The 20,806-nt window shown below is 46.6% G+C and carries 16 protein-coding genes, 1 pseudogene and 1 riboswitch; of the genes and pseudogenes, 8 read left to right on the top strand and 9 right to left on the bottom strand.

All coding sequences use genetic code 11. The features are described from left to right. Positions 1–3 precede the first annotated feature (3 nt). A riboswitch (SAM riboswitch) is annotated at positions 4–111 on the bottom strand. 383 nt (positions 112–494) lie between these two features. Both ACFO0S_RS03115 and ACFO0S_RS03110 read right to left on the bottom strand, forming a co-directional pair. Next, on the bottom strand, positions 495–1,682 hold the full coding sequence (locus tag ACFO0S_RS03115; protein WP_378140073.1) for a glycine C-acetyltransferase: 1,188 nt from the start codon (positions 1,680–1,682) through the stop codon (positions 495–497). Between the two features lie 41 nt (positions 1,683–1,723). Then, entirely contained in the window at positions 1,724–2,368 is a 645-nt protein-coding gene (locus ACFO0S_RS03110; protein ID WP_378140071.1) for a YczE/YyaS/YitT family protein, read from the bottom strand. Positions 2,369–2,436: 68 nt separating this feature from the next. On the opposite strand from ACFO0S_RS03110, the gene ACFO0S_RS03105 reads away from it, so the two are divergent. The 4 genes from ACFO0S_RS03105 (at position 2,437) to ACFO0S_RS03090 (ending at position 7,872) form a co-directional block, all read left to right on the top strand. Continuing rightward, positions 2,437–4,647 (top strand): DNA topoisomerase III, encoded by a 2,211-nt coding sequence (locus ACFO0S_RS03105; protein ID WP_378140069.1) that lies wholly within the window; start codon positions 2,437–2,439, stop codon positions 4,645–4,647. 369 nt (positions 4,648–5,016) lie between these two features. Further along, positions 5,017–5,976, top strand: coding sequence for a hypothetical protein (locus tag ACFO0S_RS03100; RefSeq protein WP_378140067.1), 960 nt, complete (start codon positions 5,017–5,019; stop codon positions 5,974–5,976). A 54-nt stretch (positions 5,977–6,030) separates the two neighbouring features. Then, entirely contained in the window at positions 6,031–6,213 is a 183-nt protein-coding gene (locus ACFO0S_RS03095; RefSeq protein ID WP_378140065.1) for an SE1832 family protein, read from the top strand. Between the two features lie 81 nt (positions 6,214–6,294). Next, a complete protein-coding gene (locus ACFO0S_RS03090; protein WP_378140063.1) occupies positions 6,295–7,872 on the top strand; it encodes an ABC-F family ATP-binding cassette domain-containing protein in 1,578 nt (525 codons plus the stop codon). Positions 7,873–7,938: 66 nt separating this feature from the next. On the opposite strand, the gene ACFO0S_RS03085 is transcribed toward ACFO0S_RS03090, so the two are convergent. Beyond that, on the bottom strand, positions 7,939–8,484 hold the full coding sequence (locus tag ACFO0S_RS03085; protein WP_378140061.1) for an RNA polymerase sigma factor: 546 nt from the start codon (positions 8,482–8,484) through the stop codon (positions 7,939–7,941). Between the two features lie 126 nt (positions 8,485–8,610). Continuing rightward, positions 8,611–9,876, bottom strand: a complete 1,266-nt coding sequence (locus ACFO0S_RS03080) for a hemolysin family protein (RefSeq protein ID WP_378140059.1) — start codon at positions 9,874–9,876, stop codon at positions 8,611–8,613. A gap of 148 nt (positions 9,877–10,024) precedes the next feature. On the opposite strand from ACFO0S_RS03080, the gene ACFO0S_RS03075 reads away from it, so the two are divergent. Then, the gene (locus tag ACFO0S_RS03075; RefSeq protein WP_378140057.1) at positions 10,025–11,419 is read left to right on the top strand and encodes a dipeptidase; all 1,395 of its coding nucleotides are present in this window, start codon (positions 10,025–10,027) and stop codon (positions 11,417–11,419) included. 386 nt (positions 11,420–11,805) lie between these two features. Here ACFO0S_RS03075 and ACFO0S_RS03070 read toward each other — a convergent pair whose 3' ends face one another. Beyond that, positions 11,806–12,360, bottom strand: a complete 555-nt coding sequence (locus ACFO0S_RS03070; RefSeq protein WP_378140055.1) for a nitroreductase family protein — start codon at positions 12,358–12,360, stop codon at positions 11,806–11,808. A 93-nt stretch (positions 12,361–12,453) separates the two neighbouring features. On the opposite strand from ACFO0S_RS03070, the gene ACFO0S_RS03065 reads away from it, so the two are divergent. The 3 genes and pseudogenes from ACFO0S_RS03065 to ACFO0S_RS14810 all read left to right on the top strand — a co-directional run bounded on the left by ACFO0S_RS03065 (position 12,454) and on the right by ACFO0S_RS14810 (position 15,050). Beyond that, positions 12,454–13,035 (top strand): glycerol-3-phosphate acyltransferase, encoded by a 582-nt coding sequence (locus ACFO0S_RS03065; RefSeq protein WP_378140053.1) that lies wholly within the window; start codon positions 12,454–12,456, stop codon positions 13,033–13,035. 74 nt (positions 13,036–13,109) lie between these two features. Further along, positions 13,110–13,955 carry a DegV family protein gene (locus ACFO0S_RS03060; RefSeq protein ID WP_378140051.1) on the top strand — a complete coding sequence of 282 codons (846 nt, stop codon included), beginning with the start codon at positions 13,110–13,112 and terminating at the stop codon, positions 13,953–13,955. A gap of 68 nt (positions 13,956–14,023) precedes the next feature. Continuing rightward, positions 14,024–15,050, top strand: a pseudogene (locus ACFO0S_RS14810) (DUF2804 domain-containing protein). Between the two features lie 189 nt (positions 15,051–15,239). On the opposite strand, the gene ACFO0S_RS03045 reads toward ACFO0S_RS14810, so the two are convergent. The 4 genes from ACFO0S_RS03045 to ACFO0S_RS03030 form a co-directional block, all read right to left on the bottom strand. After that, positions 15,240–15,944: a glycerophosphodiester phosphodiesterase gene (locus tag ACFO0S_RS03045; protein WP_378140048.1), complete on the bottom strand. Its 705-nt coding sequence runs from the start codon at positions 15,942–15,944 to the stop codon at positions 15,240–15,242. Between the two features lie 390 nt (positions 15,945–16,334). Further along, on the bottom strand, positions 16,335–17,207 hold the full coding sequence (locus tag ACFO0S_RS03040; RefSeq protein ID WP_378140046.1) for a GNAT family N-acetyltransferase: 873 nt from the start codon (positions 17,205–17,207) through the stop codon (positions 16,335–16,337). Continuing rightward, on the bottom strand, positions 17,204–19,033 hold the full coding sequence (locus ACFO0S_RS03035) for an ABC transporter ATP-binding protein (protein ID WP_378140044.1): 1,830 nt from the start codon (positions 19,031–19,033) through the stop codon (positions 17,204–17,206). The genes ACFO0S_RS03040 and ACFO0S_RS03035 overlap by 4 nt, the downstream gene beginning before the upstream one ends. Continuing rightward, positions 19,017–20,753 (bottom strand): ABC transporter ATP-binding protein, encoded by a 1,737-nt coding sequence (locus ACFO0S_RS03030; protein WP_378140042.1) that lies wholly within the window; start codon positions 20,751–20,753, stop codon positions 19,017–19,019. Before ACFO0S_RS03030 ends, ACFO0S_RS03035 begins: the two co-directional genes overlap by 17 nt. Positions 20,754–20,806: the final 53 nt, after the last annotated feature.

The raw sequence follows: 20,806 nt of genomic DNA, 5'->3' as shown, positions 1-20,806 counted from the left end.
GTCGAATTATCTTTCAGAATGAACATCATTCTGCAGGATTTGGCACCTTCCCACTTGCGTGGGGGTTGCCGGACGTCAAAGGGCCTCTCCCTCGGTCTCTCTTGATAATTAAATATTCGATTTTATTATTACCACGATTTATATTAAGCCCTACACTTTATTCTGTCAATACGTTGAATCGATAAAGAATTAATTTTTAGGAAGCCTAAATAGCTACCTATTTAACTGCACAAAAATACCCATCTCACCAGGAAGGGAGATGGGTAGGGTACTACAATTATAATTGACCTCGAGTTCGACCGCCTCGAAACACAGGTAGAAATCAGTCGCCCTGATTTTCACATGGTTTCTGAACGGGCGTTCTCCACATCTAGTATTATCGAGTTGCGCAGGCTTGAAATCCATGCCAAATGCCATCGCGTCCATGGAGGCAAAGGACGCCTCCTTGTCCACGCTGTCATTTGACCGAATTTCAGTACGAGACTGCTCCACATCTAGATTACGCCTAATTCTTTTCCTACTTTTTCGTAAATCGCTAATGCGTCATCGAGCATTTCTTTCGTGTGGGCAGCAGTCGGCATGTTACGTACGCGTCCTGTACCTTTGGGAACAGTCGGGAAGACGATCGATTTTGCGTAGACGCCCTCTTCAGCGAGACGCTTCGAGAACTTTTGCGTCAACTTCTCATCACCAATGATGGTTGGTGTGATCGGTGTTTCGGAATGGCCAATATCAAAACCAAGCTTCTCAAGTCCGGCTTTTAAGTAGTTGCCGTTGTCCCATAGCTTGTCGTGAAGCTCTGTAGAATCAATCAGCATTTGAATCGCTGCTGTAATAGCTGCTACGTCACCCGGTGGAAGAGCTGTTGAGAATAGGAATGGACGGGAACGAACCTTCAACCAGTCAATCAGTTGTTTTGAACCAGCTACATAGCCGCCAACAACACCGATTGCTTTTGATAGCGTTCCGATTTGGAAGTCGATTTCTTTTTCTAGACCGAAGTGTTTCACAGTCCCTTTTCCTTTACCCATAACGCCTGAACCATGCGCATCATCTACATATGTGATCAAGTCAAACTCACGTGCGATTTCCACGATTTCCGGAAGCTTCGCCAGGTCGCCGTCCATCGAGAAGACGCCATCTGTGATGACCATGATTTTGTTGTATTGACCGGATTCTTTCGCAGCTTTCGCTTTCGCACGAAGATCATCCATATCGTTGTGATTGTACGCAATGATTTTCGCACGTGATAAGCGACAGCCGTCGATGATCGATGCATGATTTAATTGATCTGAAAGAATCGCATCGTTTTTGTCCATCACGCCAGAAATCGCCGCCATATTACAGTTAAATCCAGACTGGTATGAAATGGCTGCTTCAGTTCCTTTGAACTCCGCAAGCTTCTCTTCTAATTTCACGTGAAGGTCTAGGGTTCCGTTGATTGTACGAACAGCTCCAGCACCTACACCATATTTATCTGTTGCTTCTTTCGCAATACGCTTTAGCTCATCGTTCGTTGCAAGCCCTAGATAGTTATTGGATGACAAGTTAATCAAGTCTTTGCCCCCGACACGGATGATTGGACCATTCGGACCTTCTACCGGATCGATTTCATTGTACAGTCCTTGTTCTTTTAACTCGTTTAAGTTTGTCTCTAAAAATTGATCGAGTATTTTTGACATATACGTCTTCCTTTCTCAGCACAAATATCTATTCTAGTGTATCATTTATGGCCCGGCTTGGCTCTTACATCGAATGGTTCGCCCGACCATTTTTCAATCAAGGACTGAACATACGGCAACGTATAGTGGACCAGTTGACCGAGCATCAAAGCAATAATGACCGTCCCAATCCCGAGCGGGCCTCCGAGTAGCCATCCAACAAGAGCCACTAGGATTTCCATCGACGTCCGTACGACCTTCAATTTTGCCCCTGTCCTGTCAACAATCATCATCATAATAGAGTCACGAGGCCCTGCTCCCACGCGAGGCGCCACATAGGTTCCTGCGCCAATACCCATGACGATGACACCCAGCACGAAGAAAAATGTTTGTCCGATGAGCGACTCTGGAGTAGGTAAGATCCAGTTATAAAAGTCAATAAATGAACCAATGAGGATAATGTTCAGCCATGTCCCAATTTGCGGCCATCTTTTCTCCACGATGACTACGGCTAGGATGAGCAGAAAACCGATTAATATCGACCATGTCCCGATGGTTAATCCAAAAAGATTAAATAAGGAAACATGAAGTACATCCCATGGACTAATTCCGAGAGACTGCCCTTTGATGGTCAACGAGATCCCTAGCGCCATCAACAGCAGACCCACAATATAAAATGCCCAACGAATGGCATATGTCTTTCTCACAATGAACCCTTCTTTCTCACACACTCCTTCTAGTATACGACACGCAGTCAAGCCCCGGATATGGTAAGATGAAGAGACGAGAAAGTGAGGATTCCCTTATGAAAAAAGTAGTTTTAGCAGAAAAACCTTCCGTCGCTCGCGACATCGCGCGCGTCTTAAAATGCACGAAAAAAGGCAATGGCTTTTTAGAAGGCGACAAATACATCGTGACCTGGGCACTCGGTCATCTAGTGACACTTGCGGACCCGGAAACGTACGACAACAAGTACAAGACATGGAACTTGGAAGACTTACCGATGATGCCAGAGCAGTTGAAACTTACGGTCATCCGCCAGTCGAGCAAGCAGTTTCATGCTGTGAAAGCCCAGCTCGAACGGAAAGACGTCGATGGCTGGATTATTGCTACCGACGCCGGACGCGAAGGTGAGCTCGTGGCACGCTGGATCTTCGCCAAAGTGAAAGCCACCAAACCCGTTCAACGCCTTTGGATTTCTTCGGTTACAGATAAAGCCATCAAAGACGGGTTTGCCAACCTCCAGCCTGGAAAGAAATACGAGAACTTATTCCACGCAGCTGTGGCTCGCTCAGAAGCAGACTGGTATGTCGGACTGAATGCCACACGTGCCTTGACGACACGCTTTAATGCTCAGTTATCAGCTGGGCGCGTGCAAACACCAACGGTCGCCATCATTGCGGCTCGAGAAGAAGAAATCAAAAACTTCAAACCACAGACCTACTACGGCATGCAAGCTGTGACGAAAGAAGGTCTCACTCTGACGTGGCGTGATGCAAAATCAGGGAACAGCCGCTCCTTTGACGGAGACCGCATCCAGAAGCTTGTGGATCAGTTGAAAGCGGAAAAAGCAGAAATCATTGCGCTCGACAGCAAGACAAAGAAGACGTATTCTCCTGCCCTGTATGACTTGACGGAACTTCAGCGCGATGCCAATAAACGGTATGGCTACTCTGCAAAAGAAACCTTAAACATCATGCAGAAACTGTATGAGCAACACAAAGTGTTAACGTATCCGCGTACAGATTCTCGTTTCATTTCAACAGATATCGTCCCTACACTTAAAGAACGTTTAAAAGCATGTGCTGTGAGCGATTACCGTAGTGTAGCAAACAAGATTTTAATGAAACCCATTAAAACAAATAGTTCATTTGTGAACGATGCTAAAGTGTCGGATCACCATGCCATCATTCCAACGGAAGAGCCTGTTCAACTCAGTGCGATGAACGACCAGGAACGCAAAATCTACGACCTCGTCGTGAAGCGTTTCTTAGCTGTCCTCCTTCCACCTCATGAATTTGAGCAACTGACACTCGTGACGAAAGTCAATAACGAAGAGTTTGTAGCAAGAGGAAAAACCGTCTTGCAAGAAGGTTGGCATGAAGTGATGAATCTGCAAGATGAAGACGACGAAGATGTGAAAGAGCAGCTTCTGCCGAAATTGCAGAAAGGCCAGACTCTCACAATCGACTATATCAAACAGACGACGGGCCAAACGAAGCCACCTGCGCGCTTCAATGAAGCGACTTTGTTGAGTGCTATGGAGAATCCAACAGGCTATTTAGACGGCCAGGATAAAGAGCTTGCTGCCACGCTGAAGAAAACGGGTGGTCTCGGAACAGTTGCGACGCGTGCGGACATTATCGACAAGCTATTCAACTCGTTCTTGATCGAAAAACGCGGCAAAGATATCTATGTGACGTCAAAAGGAAAGCAGCTTCTGGAGCTCGTCCCTTCTGACCTTCGTTCCCCAGAGATGACGGCGGAATGGGAGACGCAGCTCGAGGCGATAGCGAATGGCAAGAAAAAGAAAGAAGCGTTTATTGCGGAAATGAAGCAGTATACGAAAAAAGTGGTCCAAGAGATCAAGTCGAGTGATGCGAAGTTCAAACATGACAACATCTCGACGAAATCATGTCCAGACTGCGGTAAGCCGATGCTTGAAGTCAACGGTAAAAAAGGCAAAATGCTCGTATGCCAAGACCGCGAGTGTGGACACCGTAAAAATGTGTCCCGTGTGACGAATGCACGTTGCCCGCAGTGTAAGAAGAAATTGGAGCTGCGCGGTGAAGGCGACGGCCAGATCTTCGTATGTAAGTGCGGCTACCGGGAGAAACTGTCGGCGTTTGAAGCCCGCCGGAAACAGCAAGGCACCGGAAAAGCAGACAAACGCAGTGTGCAAAATTACATGAAGCAACAGCAGCAAGAAGAGCCAGTAAACAACGCGCTGGCAGAGGCGCTCAAGAAGTTGAATTTGGATAAGTAAGAATTAGGTAAGTTAGAGCAAATTCAGATAAGTATTGTCTTAGAATGACGAGCGAACAAACAAGGGTGAGCCATGCAAAAACGCACGGCTCACCCTTTTTTATTTTTATGCTCTGTTTGCGTTTCATGTTGATAAAATACAAGTACGAATTTTACCAACTGATTTGAATTAATATAATCATCCCCCAATCGACATGATGACAATCGCCGGCATGCGGAAACGCTACGCAATCCACTGCGGAAAAACCCCTAAAAAAAGGAGGACCATTAACACAACGAGCAGTGAGTCCATGGTTTCTCCCCCCTCTATACATATCTCGTAGAAAACTTTCATAGCATGAATTATTGAGGAAAAAGGAGGAAGATGGCTATGAAAATCGCCTATTTATTTGAACCCACGCACCCTATGACGCACTATGCGTACGAACGCATTCGATTATTCGCTTCTCATGGGAACGACGCATTCCACGTCTTCACGAAACATACCCCCTCCCTATTTCCGGCCGGAAGCAAGCATTCGTCCATGTCTGAACTTCTAGAACAGCTACAAGCCTTCGGTCCAGATGTGATCGTGCGTGATGCAGGCAGATCGGCCGTTCCGGACATTGAATGGCTTCGAAAGGTAAACTGTCCTGTCGTAGTGGTGGACGATACGGGAGACGGTGCAGCGTATGCCGATTACCAACTTCAAACTCTCTACGCTGAAGAAGAGTCACTGTCTGCTGTCCCTGGTCGTTTCGGAATGAATGCCTATATTCCACTACCCGTGTCGCCTTCATCAGAACCATCGCGCAGCAAAAAACGCATTGTCGTCGCGTTTCCTGAACGGGATCCTGAAAATCTGACATACCGTGTCCTTCGCCATATCACCAACTTGCATGTACCCATTGAAGTCGACGTCTTGATTCATCCGAACTACATGCACGATGCCTTTCAGCTCCAGTCGTTTATCTTACAGCGTAAACATTTGCAGCTCATCGAGACGACCGATGTCTTGCCTCATCTGATGAATGCTGACCTGGCAATCACTTCAGCAGGTCATATGCCGTATCTCTGTGTACAGACAGCGACACCTGCTGTTTTGCTTGCCGAAACGAAAGCGGAAGCGACGTATTTGTTCCCAGACAGCGTGCCTGCCTTTATTCATCTCGGTGTCGGTCGAAAAGTGAAGCAGTCTGCTCTCCAAAACACCATCATGGAAGTGCTACTTCATGAGAGCCTGCTCGCGAAACGGAAAGAACAACTTGCGAAACTGAATCCCCCTTCCCCCCTTGCCGATATTCTGGAAACATTCCGCGCTCTCGCTGAAGAACGAGAATTCACATCCTGACCCATTGTGTGGTAAAATGAGGGCATTATGTGTAAGGAAAAGGATGTCGCCATGATGAGCAAACAACAACTTGAACAGCAAATCGCAGAACTTAAAATGGACTACGTCCGTCTTCAGGGAGATATGGAAAAGCTCGAATCCACTGGGCATCCCGCTATGCTTGAAAAAGCCGAACAACGGCTCGCTTCCATGGAAGCTCAGCTGCAGGAACTAAACCAAGCGCTCGCTAAGTTATAATTGGCGAGTGCTTTTTAGATGTGGAGCCACCTGCTCAGAAACGCATATAAAATTAATGATAGATAGAATAGAGGAAACAAAATGAGTTTATTAACAGTCGATAATTTAGGCCATTCCTTTGGCGACCGCACGCTCTTCAAGGATGTGTCGTTCCGTCTTGTGGAAGGCGAACATGTAGGACTTGTCGGAGCAAACGGAGTAGGTAAATCAACCATGATGTCCATCATCACAGGGGAACTTGTGCATGATGCAGGAAAAGTGGAGTGGCTTCCAGGTACGCACTATGGTTATCTTGATCAGCACACGCGCTTGCAACCAGGACGTTCCATGATGGATACCTTGCGAGATGCGTACCTTCCGCTTTATGAAAAAGAAACACGCATGAATGACATTGGGATGCAAATGGCCGAAGCCTCTCCGGAGGAACTCGAGAAACTGCTGGATGAGATGGCAGAAATCCAAGATGCCCTTGATGCAGGTGATTTTTATACGCTTGATTTAAAGATTGAAGACGTGGCACGTGGCCTTGGTCTGGACGCCATTGGACTTGAAAAACGCGTTGATGCGTTATCCGGCGGACAGCGTACAAAAGTTCTTCTGGCGAAGCTGCTTTTAGAGAAACCAAAAGTATTACTACTCGATGAGCCGACCAACTACCTGGACGAAGAACACGTCTCATGGCTTGCAAATTACTTAAAGAATTATCCACACGCATTTATGCTGATTTCGCATGATACAGAATTCATGAACGAAGTGACGGACGTCATCTTCCATCTGGAGTTCTCGAAGCTCACGCGCTATACAGCCACATATGAGAAGTTCATTGAACTTGCCGAACTACATAAGCGTCAGCACATCGATGCGTATGAAAAACAACAAGACTTCATTAAGAAGCAAGAACAGTTCATTGCGAAAAATAAAGCACGATACTCCACTACAGGTCGCGCGAAATCGCGTCAGAAACAACTCGACCGAATTGAGCGTATCGACCGTCCGGAAACGGCGCAAGAAGCACAATTCAGCTTTAAAGAAGCACGCGGTTCAAGCCGTTATGTCGTGGAAGCCGCCCATTTGGTTATTGGGTATGATAAGCCCTTACTGCCGCCACTTACATTTACGATTGAACGTGGAGAAAAGATTGCGCTTGTCGGAATGAACGGAGTCGGGAAATCCACGCTCCTTAAGACGATGCTCGGAAAAGTGCCTGCCCTGAAAGGAAAAGTAAGTCGCGGAGACTTCTTAGTTCCGGCGTATTTCGAACAAGAAGTGAAACCAGGTAACATCACACCGATCGATGACGTCTGGGGTGCCTTCCCAGGCATGGATCAGAACCAAGTCCGGGCGGCTCTTGCTCGTACAGGTCTGAAAAATGACCACATCTCTCGTCCAATGTCGAGTTTAAGCGGAGGCGAACAAGCGAAAGTTCGTATTTGTAAACTGATGTTAGATGAAAGCAACTGGATGCTGTTTGATGAGCCCACAAACCACTTAGACGTACAAGCGAAAGCAGAACTAAAACGGGCAATGAGTGAATACAAAGGCACCATCATCCTCGTCTCTCACGAACCTGATTTTTACGAAGGTCTCGTCACGAAAGTCTGGAATGTAGAAGAATGGTTCTCGACGGGTGAAGAGTTTGTGGAAGAGAAAAGCGAATAAAGTAGTAGGTCCATTCATAATAAATATCAAGACGCATTCCCCTATTGTAGAGGAATGCGTCTTTTTTTAATAAACGAGCAACATTTCTGCCATGTCTTCGTCCTTAAGAATAAGTTCACGTAATCGTTGTTTCGCACGGAATAAGCGAGACTTCACGGTACCAATAGATACTTTCATCAATTCAGCAATTTCAACTAGAGACAACTGCTTCACGTAGAAGTAGAAGACCGTTTTACTATAGATTGCGTCGAGTTGTCCCAGTTTCTCTTGAATAATCTCACTGACATTTTCTTTCGCAAGTTGCTCATCAATCGGCAACGTGTCCGCTGCAATCAAGTCGAGAATGGATACGTCGAGCTGATCTGGTTGAATGACCATATGCTTGCTGCGACGGACATCTTTGCGGTACTTATCGCGGAACGTGTTCATTGTAATAGTTGTCAACCATGCTTTCACATGATCGACGTTTTCCAAATACGCTTGGGAACAAACCACTTTCATCCACACATCTTGCATCAAGTCTTCTGCTTCTGCAGGATTTTTCGTCAACTTAAGGCATAGGTAGTAGATTTGGCGATTATGTTCTTGGTAGACTGTTTCAATTGTCGGCATGGTTGTTCCCCTCCGGTTCATTTCTTTGTACCCTTATCATCGCAGACAACAACCTTACGAACCATCGAGTCTTCTTTCAGAAACATTACAAGTGTGTAATAAGACAAAAAACAAACCTAGCGACGCTTACGCGTTGGCTAGGTTTTCTTCTGTTACTTCTTCTTTTGGTTGACGAGTCACCGTCAATTTCACAATTCGGTTACGGTCCATTTCGTTGACTTCAAACATCAAGTCATCATACGAAACACGTTCGCCCTCGTCCGGCACGTGACCGAGGATCTCCATAATAAATCCACCGATGGTCTCGTTTTCTGTTTCAATATCCAGTTCCATCAAATGATTGAAGTCTTCGATTTCAAAACGAGCGGCACATACCAGGCGTTCTGCCGTATGCTCATACACGAGCGGCTCTTCCCCTTCATCCGTCTCATCTTCAATTTCTTGCCCAATCATTTCCTCAATGATGTCTTCATGCGTGACAATTCCTAGTGTTCCACCGTATTCATCCAGAACGATGGCCATATGTTTTTTCTTTGCAAGCATTTGCTTATACACTTTCTCAACGCTGAGTGACTTCACGACGAATAACGGTTCACGATCAATGAACTCTTCAAATGGACGGCTCGGGTTCATTGTCCACTCAATGAACAATTTCGAGTAGAACATTCCGATGATTTCATCCATGCTTTCCTCATACACAGGGTATCGCGTGTAATTATTATCTAAAATAATTGCGCGGACTTCTTCAAAAGTTGCCGTCGTAGGAATCCCAACGATTTCCGTCCGGTGCGTTTCCAGTACATCTTCTACATCTTTATGTGGGAAATCGAGTACACCTTTTAAACGTTCCGATTCTGCTTCTTCAAACGTTCCTTCTGTTGACGCAATATCGACCATCGAACGAAGTTCTTCTTTTGTCAGTGTCGCTTCTTTCACAGCACCTTTTGACAGGATGCGGATAAAAACATTGGTCAGTTGGGCAAGTAGGAATGTGATCGGGCGCAAGATATAAACAAGTACCCCGATGATTGGAAATACCAAGTAAGCAATTCGGTCTGAAAACGTCACCGAAATCGTTTTTGGTAATACTTCTCCAAAGATAATAATTAAGACAGTCAGGATAGCCGTTGCAACTGCAATGTCCCATCCATAATATAATGCGATAATCGTCAATAACGTCGGCATCGCGATATTCACGATATTGTTTCCGATTAGGATGGTGGTAATCATTCGGTCCGGCTTAGACAGGAGCATGAGAAGATTTTGTGACGCACGATCCCCTTGCTCAGCCCGAAGCTGGACCTTCATCCTATTTACTGCTGTTAATGCGGTTTCACTGCCCGAAAAGAAAAAGGACAGTGCTAAACAGATGCCTAGATAGACAAATTCCATTAGTTGTTGTTTCCTCCTATTAAGTAACGCTCAAAATTTTCGATGAATTTATCATACCATAAGTCGACTTTTTCATGGTGTGAAACTACTTGTTTTTTGAAAGTTTGCTATACTAGACCTATCTTACATACCAAGAAAGAGGGATTCGATGCATTCACCACAACTTGACAAATTCTTCACAAATCACCGCGCTACGCATTTAGCTGAACTTCAAGAATTCTTAGCTATTCCAAGTATTTCATCTCTATCTGAACACAAAGAAGACATGAAAAAAGGAGCGGAATGGTTAGCCGAATCGATGCGACAAGCTGGTCTTGAAAACGTGAAGATTGACCAAACTGCAGGGCATCCGGTCGTATACGCGGACTGGTTACACGCTCCCGGCAAGCCCACTATTTTAATGTACGGCCATTATGACGTGCAGCCTGTTGATCCGCTTCACTTATGGGAGACAGCTCCGTTCGAAGCAACAGTCCGTGACAACAAAATCTTTGCACGCGGAGCAAGTGACGACAAAGGCCAAGTGTTCATGCACGTCAAAGCAGTAGAAGCGCTTCTAAAAGAAACCGGCGTACTTCCGGTCAACATCAAGTTCTTGATCGAAGGCGAAGAAGAGATCGGTAGCCCGAATCTTGATGCATATGTCGAAGAAAACAAAGACGCTCTCGCAGCAGACGTCATCGTCATTTCAGATACAGGCATGCAAGGTCCTGTCCAACCGGCGGTATGTTACGGTCTACGTGGTCTTGCAGGAATTCAAATCGACGTAAAAGGGGCGAAAGGCGACCTTCACTCCGGACTTTACGGAGGAGGCGTCCAAAATGCTCTTCACGCAATCGTGGAACTTCTAGCTTCGTTCCGCGACAAGGAAGGCACGATCCAAGTCGACGGCTTCTACGAGAACGTTCGTGAACTTTCAGAAGAAGAACGGGCGGCGTATGCAGCACTTGAATTTGATGAAGTGGCATTAAAAGAAGAGTTAAAGGTGCCTGCTCTATTTGGAGAACCAGGATTCACCCATCTTGAGCGTGTATGGGCTCGCCCAACACTCGAAATCAACGGAGTATTTGGTGGCTTCTCTGGTGAAGGAATCAAGACAGTTCTTCCGAACGAAGCCGGTGCAAAAATCACTTGCCGCCTTGTTCCAGACCAAGATCCGGATGAGATCGTGGCGAAACTCAAAGCGCATGTGGAAGCAAATAAACCACATGGCGTCGAAGTGACGGTTTCTGAGTTCGACAAAGGAAAACCATTTATCACGCCATATGACCACCCAGCGATTCAAACAGCGGGTGCCAGCTACGAGGCAGTATACAATGTTCCGACAGCGTATGTTCGTGGCGGCGGCTCGATTCCAATCGTCGCGTCATTTGATGAAATCTTAGGATTGCCTGTTGTCCTTATGGGCTTCGGCTTAGCGTCCGAGAACTTCCATGCGCCGAACGAGCACTTCCATCTTGAGAACTTCGACAAAGGTCTTCGTGTCATCGGTAACTACTATGAGAAAATGGCGAAGTTCACGCCGGACGAGTTGAAGAAGTAAAAAATTAGGGGCGCTCCATGCAGGGTATATAGCATGGGGTGGCCCTTTTTTCTTTGCGACACGTTTCGCGACACGGTCCGCCCCTCGGTTATCGATTGGATCGGTTGTTAGATTCATTATTCAATTAGCAATACAAGAGAATGAATTGGATCAAAACCGAAGACTTCTAGAGGTTCAGAGTGCGACCGAGACCCCACACGGGGGAGCAAAGCGTAGCTTTGGGTAACCCGGAGGAGGCTTGGGTGTGCTCCCTCAGAAAAGCGAAGGTTTTGAGACGATTCATGATGACTTGAAAGAATTCTATTTATATGGAGATTTAGTTCAAATACATTCCATACAAAAAAGCTAGGTGCCGCATATAAACTTGCAGCCCTAGCTTCCTTTATTTACTCAAAAAATGTCACGATTTCTTCCGCTGGCTTGCGCTCTTTCGCTTTCGGCGCTTCGTCGAAGTGGCCGAGTTGCAACATGCTGATGATGCGTTCGCCTGGCTTGATGCCTAGCGTAGAGCGGAATTTCGGGTGGTCAATGAACGGTGGTGTCTTCCAGCACGAGCCGATGCCCATCTCCCACGCCGCAAGCTGCATGTTCTGAATCATCGCACTCACCGCACCGAAGTCCTCTAAACGCTCCTTCTGACGCGCATCCTCAGGAACCACAACAAATAACACAGCACCCGGCAAACGGAATTTCGCAAGCGCCACGTCAAGCTCCTCTCCACTCATCTCACGCCACTTCGGAAAAGCTACCTCTTTGATCGCGTCCACGATACGATCCATCTTCCCTCCTGCCGCCCCTACTAAACGCCAAGGCTCCCGCGTCCCGTGGTTTGGTGCCCATGTCCCTGCCTGAACAATTTCTACTACTTGCTCTTTTGTGACCGGCTGGCCATTAAACTTCTTAATCGAGCGTCTCGATTCAATTGCTTCACGTACATTCATTGGTATTCTCTCCTTCATCCGAACTCCCTCTATTGTACCAAATTCATACACACAATCACCATATGATACACTAGAAGTAAGGGGGAATTCCGTATGATCATTGCACTCTATTTAGTCACCTGTTATTTAGCCGGAAGTGTGCTGACGGCGTGGTTTGTTGGAAAGTGGAAAGGGGGCGATTTGCGGGCCGAACGAAGCGGAAATTTAGGTGCCCGTAACGCAGGTACCGTCCTTGGCAAAGGCGCCTTTCTTCTGACTTTTTTAGGAGATGGCGGAAAAGGCGCACTTATCATTCTACTTGGGAGGTGGCTTGACCTAAGTCCGCTTTGGGTTTCCCTAGGGTTTCTCTTTGCGATCCTTGGACATCTCTATCCATTTTGGCTAAAAGGGAAAGGCGGCAAAGGCATTGCAACTTTTGTGGGAGCCAGCCTTGCTTTCAACCCATTCGCGTTTGCTTATTTAGCTGTGGTCTTCCTCATTCTGTTCGCTATTTTACGTAGTGCTACTCTTTCGATGAATATAGCATTTTTAGTATACCCCATTTACTTTTTATGGATAGGAAAAATAGACCTATTCCTCATCTTTTCCCTTATTGTAGGCATCATCCTTTGGCGTCATTACTTTGATACACAGGATTCTTGGAACGAACGATGGTGGCGCAAGAAATCTTCATAATTTTAAGTTATTTTGAATGACATCATGATATAATTATTATTCATAGAATAATGAAAAGGAAGTGTCTATCACATATGACAAAAATCGCTTGGGTCACAGACAGCAGTGTTTTTCCTTCAGAAACTTTAAAGAACAACCCGGATGTGCACATCGTGCCGTTGTCCATTCATTTTGACCAAGAAACATATGCCGATGAAGTCACGATTACGAAGACGGAAGTCTACGAACGTCTAGCGAAAGACAAAGAAAAAGCAAAGACATCACAGCCAGCTGCTGGAGAGTTCGCGAAGCTCTACGAAACTTTAAATGAGACTTATGATGAGATTATCGCCGTCCACCTATCAAACGAACTAAGTGGTACATTTGCTTCTTCGAAGAGCGGGGCAGAAATTGCGGAAATCAACGTTCACCTGGTCGACTCTCATTCTCTTTCAGCTGGAATCACGCATCTGATAGAAGAAGGCATTGAGATGCAAACAGCTGGGAAATCTGCAGAAGAAATTGCCGTAGCATTACGTCAACGTGTAAAGGATTTTGAGAACTATATCTTGATAGGGGCTCTTGATCAGCTATACCGCGGCGGGCGCTTAAGTAGTGCTCAATTCTACTTAGGGAATTTACTAAAAATCAAGCCAATCATCCATATCGCTCCTAACGGAAAATTAAATGAAGGCGAAAAAGTACGTTCTTTAAAGAAAGCTAAACAAGCACTTCTCGATAAAGTCCAAGCGTCCCACCAAAAGAACACCATCAAAAAGATATACTTAATGCACGGAAACTGTGAAGACGAAGCGAATGAATTTGCGGAATCGCTTCGTTCTGTCGCTCCAGGCACAGAAATTGTGGTTGGGGATATTTCAACAGTGCTTGCAGTCCATGCAGGTCAAGGAACTTTAGCGACTCTATGGTATAACAATTAAAAATTTCGACACATCTCTATTCTGGAAATATGATACAGTTATCATACAACTAATGCGAGGTGACGGACATGGCGAAACAGCATAAAGAACCCGTATTGACTGCACCGGTGAACCTATGTGACGCAAAGGGTCATTTGAATCCACAGGCCATCGGCTATGCAGCAGCTCCACTCATCACAGCGAACTTGAGCGGCAACTATTTGCGCAAGAAAAAGTGGAACTACTGGTGTGTGTTTGGCGAGGAAATTTTATTTTCTGCCACCATCAGTCATATGGATTATGCAGCCGTCTGTTTCGTCTACCTCTTCCATTATGAATCCGGACGTTTGATTGAAAAGACTGTCACATTACCTATGGCACGAAGCATTCAAATGCCTGAAGAGGTGTTACATTCAAATAGAAGCTTCATCGAAAGAAATGAAGCTTCAGTTCATACATAAAGAAAATCGCACACATCTCCTCGTCTCCATTCCGGACTTTGAAGGGGAATCCTTAAAGGCGACGATCCAAATCGATCATCCGGAAAATCAGGAGTCCTTGAACGTGGTCATTCCATGGGACCGCAAACATTTCCAGTTCACCGCCAAGCACCATACACTCCCAACTTCCGGATTTGTGGAGCACGGAGAGACCCGCTACACGTTTGACGGGCAAGAAAACTTCGCAGTGCTCGATTACGGACGCGGCATCTGGCCACATGAAGCGGCATGGAATTGGGGTTTTGCTTCCCAACGTATCGGCAACAAACGAGTCGGCTTAAATTTTGGCGGCAAGTGGACGGACGGGACAGGGATGACGGAAAACGCCGTGTTTATTGACAGAAAGCTCTATAAAATCAGTGAAGATGTACTATTTACATATGATACAACCAACTATATGAAGCCATGGACATTGAAGACGAAGTTTTCCTCGGATGTGAACCTGACATTCACGCCATTTTTTGAACGAATTGCGCGAACAAACATGAAGCTTGTGCACTCGGCAGTTCATCAGATGTTCGGGTACTTCCACGGAACCATTGATGTAGAAGGCTATGGCCAGTTAACCATTTCCCACATGCTAGGTAGCGTCGAAGAACATAAAGCAAAGTGGTAACCACATAGAAACGGCACATGACAGGTTACTTGTCATGTGCCGTTTTCAGTTGGTTAGGGAGAGATCCATTCGATGACTTTACCAGGTCCATTGGAAGTTCCTACCCGGTCCATTCAAGATCTCTACCCGGTCCATTCCTCACTTCTTCCCCGCAACCCGCCTCACTACCTGCCATTCTGATAATCCCCTCTACAAAAACCGTTCCGGATAGTCCGTAAAAATAGCATCAATGCCTACTTTGCGTAGCATATCAGCGTACGCCACTTCGTTCACTGTGTATGCGCGCACCGGGTAGTTCGCTGCTTTCAGCTCGTGCCCCATACGACGAAACGCGGTTGGGAAGAATACGTGTGCAGACGAAACGCCTAGGCGTTTCAAATATGCAGGAACGTCCATAAGTACTTCCATTGTCAACGCAGCCGTTTCCACATCCGGGTAGATTTTCGCGACGTACGCAATTGTCTCGTGATCGAAGGATGACAGAATTACACGGTCGCGCATCTGAAACGTATCTACGAGTCTTAACACGCGGTCCGCCATGCCTTCATACGGGAAGATATCCGATTTCAATTCGATATTTACAACATGCGTTGTGTCTTTAAACAGCTCCAACACTTCTGATAAAAACGGGATACGTTCATTTGCAAACGCCTCCCCTTTCCAAATGCCTGCATCCAACATGCGCAGTTCTTCACTCATCATGTCTTTTACAAAGCCAGAACCATCTGTTGTCCGGTCGACTGATTCATCATGGATAACCATGAGCTCGCCGTCACGCGATAAATGTACATCCAGTTCGATTCCTTCAATAGGAAGTTCTCGTGCGGCACGAAATGCGGCGAGTGTATTTTCTGGATAGTCTCCAGAACAGCCTCTATGTGCGAAAATCTTCATTGGTAACATCCTCCTTATCGAGTTACGCCACCTAGAAACACACTCTAAAATCATTCGCACCCATTGAGGCAAAGGACGCCTCATTGGGCACGCCTGATTTTCTCGGAGTTTCTGGAGCAGGTGGCTCCACATCTAGTGATATCGAGTTGCGCAGGCTTGAAATCCATGCCAAATGCCATCGCGGCCATTGAGGCAAAGGGAGCGAGCGTTCTTCACATCTAGCATTATCGAGTTGCGAACGCTAGAAACCCCTTCACTAATCCGTGACCTCCAGAAATGCAAAGTGCGCATTTTTGGAGCCCCCGTATTAGCTCACGGTTTCTGAACGAGCGTTCTCCACATCTAAATCGTCAAAAAGCACCTCTTCCGCTAAGAAAAGGTGCTCTCCGTTCATGTCAATTTCCAATACTTCGTATGATTCACTGTCTGGAATCCGACGCGCTCATAAATGGAAAGCGCTTGTTCGTTGTCTGTCTCGACGTCCAAATAGATGGACTTGACGCCTTGGTCAAACGCATACTGCTGCGCAAAACGAAGCAGGTTGCTTGCGACTCCTTGGCCCCGTGCCATCGAATGCACGGCAAGAGCTGTGACCCAGATTTTTTCGTGTTCGTGAACGATCGTCATGGCTCCGAGTGCCGTATCTTCCCCCCAAGCGAGGAAAAATTGACGGTTCGGCGCATACTGAGTGAACTCAATCAAGGCTTCTACTTCTTCTTTCGAATCCCCGAACGCATTTTCAATAATGCCCTCTAACGTCTCACGGTCCTGGTCTTCTCGGTACTTCTCGATTCGTAGACCTTCATCCATCTCCACAGCTTTCGGGAGGGCCTTCATCGTCCGTTCCGAGTAGGCATACTGATACCCAAGTTTCTTAAGGAACGCCGCTGAGTGAGGGCTGTTTGATGCGTTCATCGCCGTTTGGGACATGAAGTCACGTTTCTCGAACTCCTCCACTAGACGCTCGTAAATGCGAACGCCGAGCTCCTTGCTGCGCTTGTCCGGGTGAACCATGATGCTCCACTCGTAATCACGTGTGTTAAGCGGGTCCACTGCAGAAGCAAAGCCAACCAACTCATCGGTTTCTGAGTGGTACGCTAAAATACAAAACCCATAATAATGCGGATCTTTTAAATTCTCAACGCTAAAAATACGTGCGTAACTGATACTATCCTTGGCTGATGCGGCGGCTACGAGTTCACTGATTTCTTCCCACGTTTCGAGGTCAACGGGTGTTGACACGACGAGTAAATCTTCGGTCATTCGTTTTCTTCCTTTCCAGACATGAGCATTTGGTAATAGCGCCCTTTCTGTTCAAGGAGCTGCTTTTGCGGACCACCTTCCACGAGATGTCCGTGCTCCATTACAAAAATCATATCAGCTTGACGCACAGTATTCAATCGATGAGCAATGACAAAGCTTGTCCGGCCTTCCATCAGACGTTCCAGTGCCTCTTGAATCTTCATCTCGGTGACCGTATCGATACTTGACGTCGCTTCGTCAAGTAGTAACACGGCTGGATCAGCGACGAGGGCACGTGCAATCGATAACAACTGCTTCTGGCCTTGGGAAATCTCACCGCCGTCTCCTGTCAGAACCGTGTGATAGCCATCCGATAACTTCATAATAAATTCATGTGCATTCGCTTGTTTGGCCGCTTCAATGACCTCTTCATCCGTTGCATTCAATTTTCCGTAGCGTATGTTTTCCATGACGGACATTTCAAATAGGAACGGATCCTGGAGCACAAATGCCATCTGCGCACGAAGTGTGTGGCGTGGAATGTCTTGGATCGGAATCCCGTCAATCAAGATAGCCCCTTCATCGACTTCATAAAAACGGGCAAGTAGCTGCATAATCGTTGTTTTCCCAGCTCCAGTTGCCCCAACAAGTGCGGCAGTCTGACCAGGTCGCACTTCAAATGACACGTGGTCGATGATCGGATGCGACTCTTCTTTGTTATAGCGGAACACAACGTCTTTCAATTCGACATGACCTTTCAGTGCCACATCGTTCTCTTTCCGTCCTGTATCCTCTTCGGAATCTTCATCAATGATTTTAAAGACACGCTCAGCGCCTGCAATCGCGGAAAGGACCGTGTTGAATTGGTTGGAAAGGTCATTCAATGGACGCGTAAACTGACGGGCATACTCGGTAAAGATGACAATCTCACCAATCGAGATCTGATCATAGAATGCCAAGATACCCCCGACGGCAGCGACCATCGTGAAACTTAAGTTATTCAGTAAGTTCATGACTTTCGGGATGAATCCGGAATAGGTCAATGCCCAAAATCCGGTATTGCGGAGACGGTTGCTTTTCGTAGAGAACTCATCCATCATGCGGTCTTCTTGAGAGAATGCTTTGACAATGCGTTGTCCGGAAATTGTCTCTTCAATCATTCCGTTCAATTCACCGACTGCTTTTTGTTGTTCTTTAAAAAGTTTTGACGTTCGCTTCGTAATCCAGCGAATGGCAATAAACATAACAGGCACAATTGTGAGCGTAATGACTGTCATCAGCGGGCTTAACAGCAACATGACAAGCGTTGTCCCAGCAAGCGTCAAGATACTCGAGAACACTTGAATAAAGGACGTATTTAGCGTTTGACTGACGTTTTCAATATCGTTTGTTACACGGGACATCAGTTCACCGTGCTGACGTTTATCAAAGAACGATACCGGAAGCTTTTGCAAATGTCCGATCAACGTCGTTCGAAGACGGTAGATCGTTTGTTGGGCAATCCCAATCATCCAAAAGTTCTGGAGATATAAGCTGACCGACCAGCCGACATAAATGAGAGCGAGCCAGATGATAATCGTCGATAACCCACCGAGGTCGCGGCTGGTGATGTAATCGTCAATGATGCCTCCGACTAAGTACGGCCCTACAAGTGCGAGGACCGACGATACAAGGACTAGCAATAATACAACAATTAATAAGAGCCGCTGTTCATCGACAAATTGCCAGATGCGGTAGAGGACGGACTTCCAATCGGAGGCTTTGTCAACTTTCTTTTCCGATGTGCCGTTGATGTCTTCTTTAGTTAAAATCGGTTCATAGCCGAAGGGTTTACGAAAGAAGTTCATGCTCATCGCCCCCTTCCTGCTGTGATTCTGCGATGGCTCTATAGAGTTCGGACGTTTGTAGGAGCTCTTCGTGCGAGCCGAAACCAGCTACATTTCCATCATCGAGTAACAGAATAGCGTCTGCACCTCGTGCTGTACGGATTTTTTGTGTAATGACAAGCATCGTTGCGGACTCGATTTCGAGCGCTTCCCACAGCGCATTTTCCGTGTTGATGTCGAGTGCGCTTGTACTGTCATCTAATAGGAGAATTTCCGGACGTCGTACAATGGCACGAGCAATGGATAGACGTTGTTTCTGTCCACCTGACAAGTTGACGCCTTTTTGACCGACTCGCGTCTGGTATTGATTCGGGAAATCTTCAATCGACGAGTGGATCTGCGCTTTACGGGCAGCATCGACGAGAAGCTCTTCTTCCGCTTCTGTATCTCCCCACCCTAAGTTCTCCTGGATACTCCCAGTAAAGAGAACCGACTGTTGGGGCACATAGCCGATTGTTTCGCGAAGTTCACGGAGTGGCCACTGTTCAATCGCTACTCCGTCCACTTTGATTGTCCCGCGCGTGACCTCAAAGAAGCGCGGAATCAAGTTAAAGAGTGTCGACTTTCCTGCTCCGGTGGCGCCCATGACAGCGAGCTTGTCTCCGGATTTTAGACGGAAGGACACATTTTCAAGTACCCATTCCTTCGTATTCGGATACCGGAACGAGACATTGTCAAACTCAATTTCTCCAAAAGCACGGCGCGGTAGTTTCCCAGCGTCTAGTCCGACTTCTAGGTCTTCATCCACCAATAACACTTCTTCCATCCGCTCACTTGATGCTTTGGCGCGAGAGAAGAAGATAATGATAAACGCAAACATCGAGAACGCACCCGTCATACGCATGACGTAGTTGACGATCGCGACCAGGTCACCAAGTGGCGCTTCTCCTGTGTTGACCAGATCTGCTCCGAACCATAGCACGGCCAGCAAACTGATGTTCATCACAAGAAGGAGCACCGGTAAAATAAATTCCATGATACGGAAAGCAGTCACGTTGACGTTGCGTAACTCATCCGCTACAGTGTTGAACCGGTCCGCCTCGTAACGTCCGCGTAGGTAAGCTTTGATCAACCGGACTGCCTGCAAGTTTTCCTGAATCTGACGGTTCAAGCGGTCAAGCGCTTTTTGGACGCGTGAGAACATCGCCATCCCTTTGCGGCTCATCCAGTACATAAACACGAGCAGGAACGGAAACCCAATCACGAGATAAATCGCAAGTGCTGGATTCACGATAAACGCCATGATAATACTACCGAATACAAGGAGCGGCGCACGGAGCATAATACGCAGCCCCATGAAGATGACGTTTTGTGTCATCGTGACATCTGTCGTTAAACGCGTAATCAAGCTTGCGTTCGGGAACCTTAGAAACGCTGTCATTGTAAAGTCTTGTACCTTCCGGAAGAGCGCCATTCGAATATCATATCCATAGCTCTGAACGATATGGGACGCGATCACTGTATTGGTGAGGGCACCGAAAAACGCAAGGAACGAAATCGCGACCATCCAGATCCCCAGTTCAATGATCACTTGAGGGTTGTTTGCTAGAATTCCGTCATCAATAATCTTGGCAATGAGAAGTGGCTGCACAAGCTCTACTGCCAGTTCCAGCAGCATCAAGAAGAGCGCTAGAACGACGAGCCATTTGTACGGCTTCAAATAAGAAAGTATGGTTTTCATGCTGCACCTCAAAATTCTTCGGTATACGAATTAATCACTTCTCTAATTATGCC

The sequence above is a fragment of the Chryseomicrobium palamuruense genome (assembly GCF_042649045.1).
Lineage (GTDB): Bacteria > Bacillota > Bacilli > Bacillales_A > Planococcaceae > Chryseomicrobium > Chryseomicrobium palamuruense.
The sequence above is the reverse complement of the archived record's forward strand: the minus strand, read 5'-3'. Positions and strand labels throughout refer to the sequence as shown.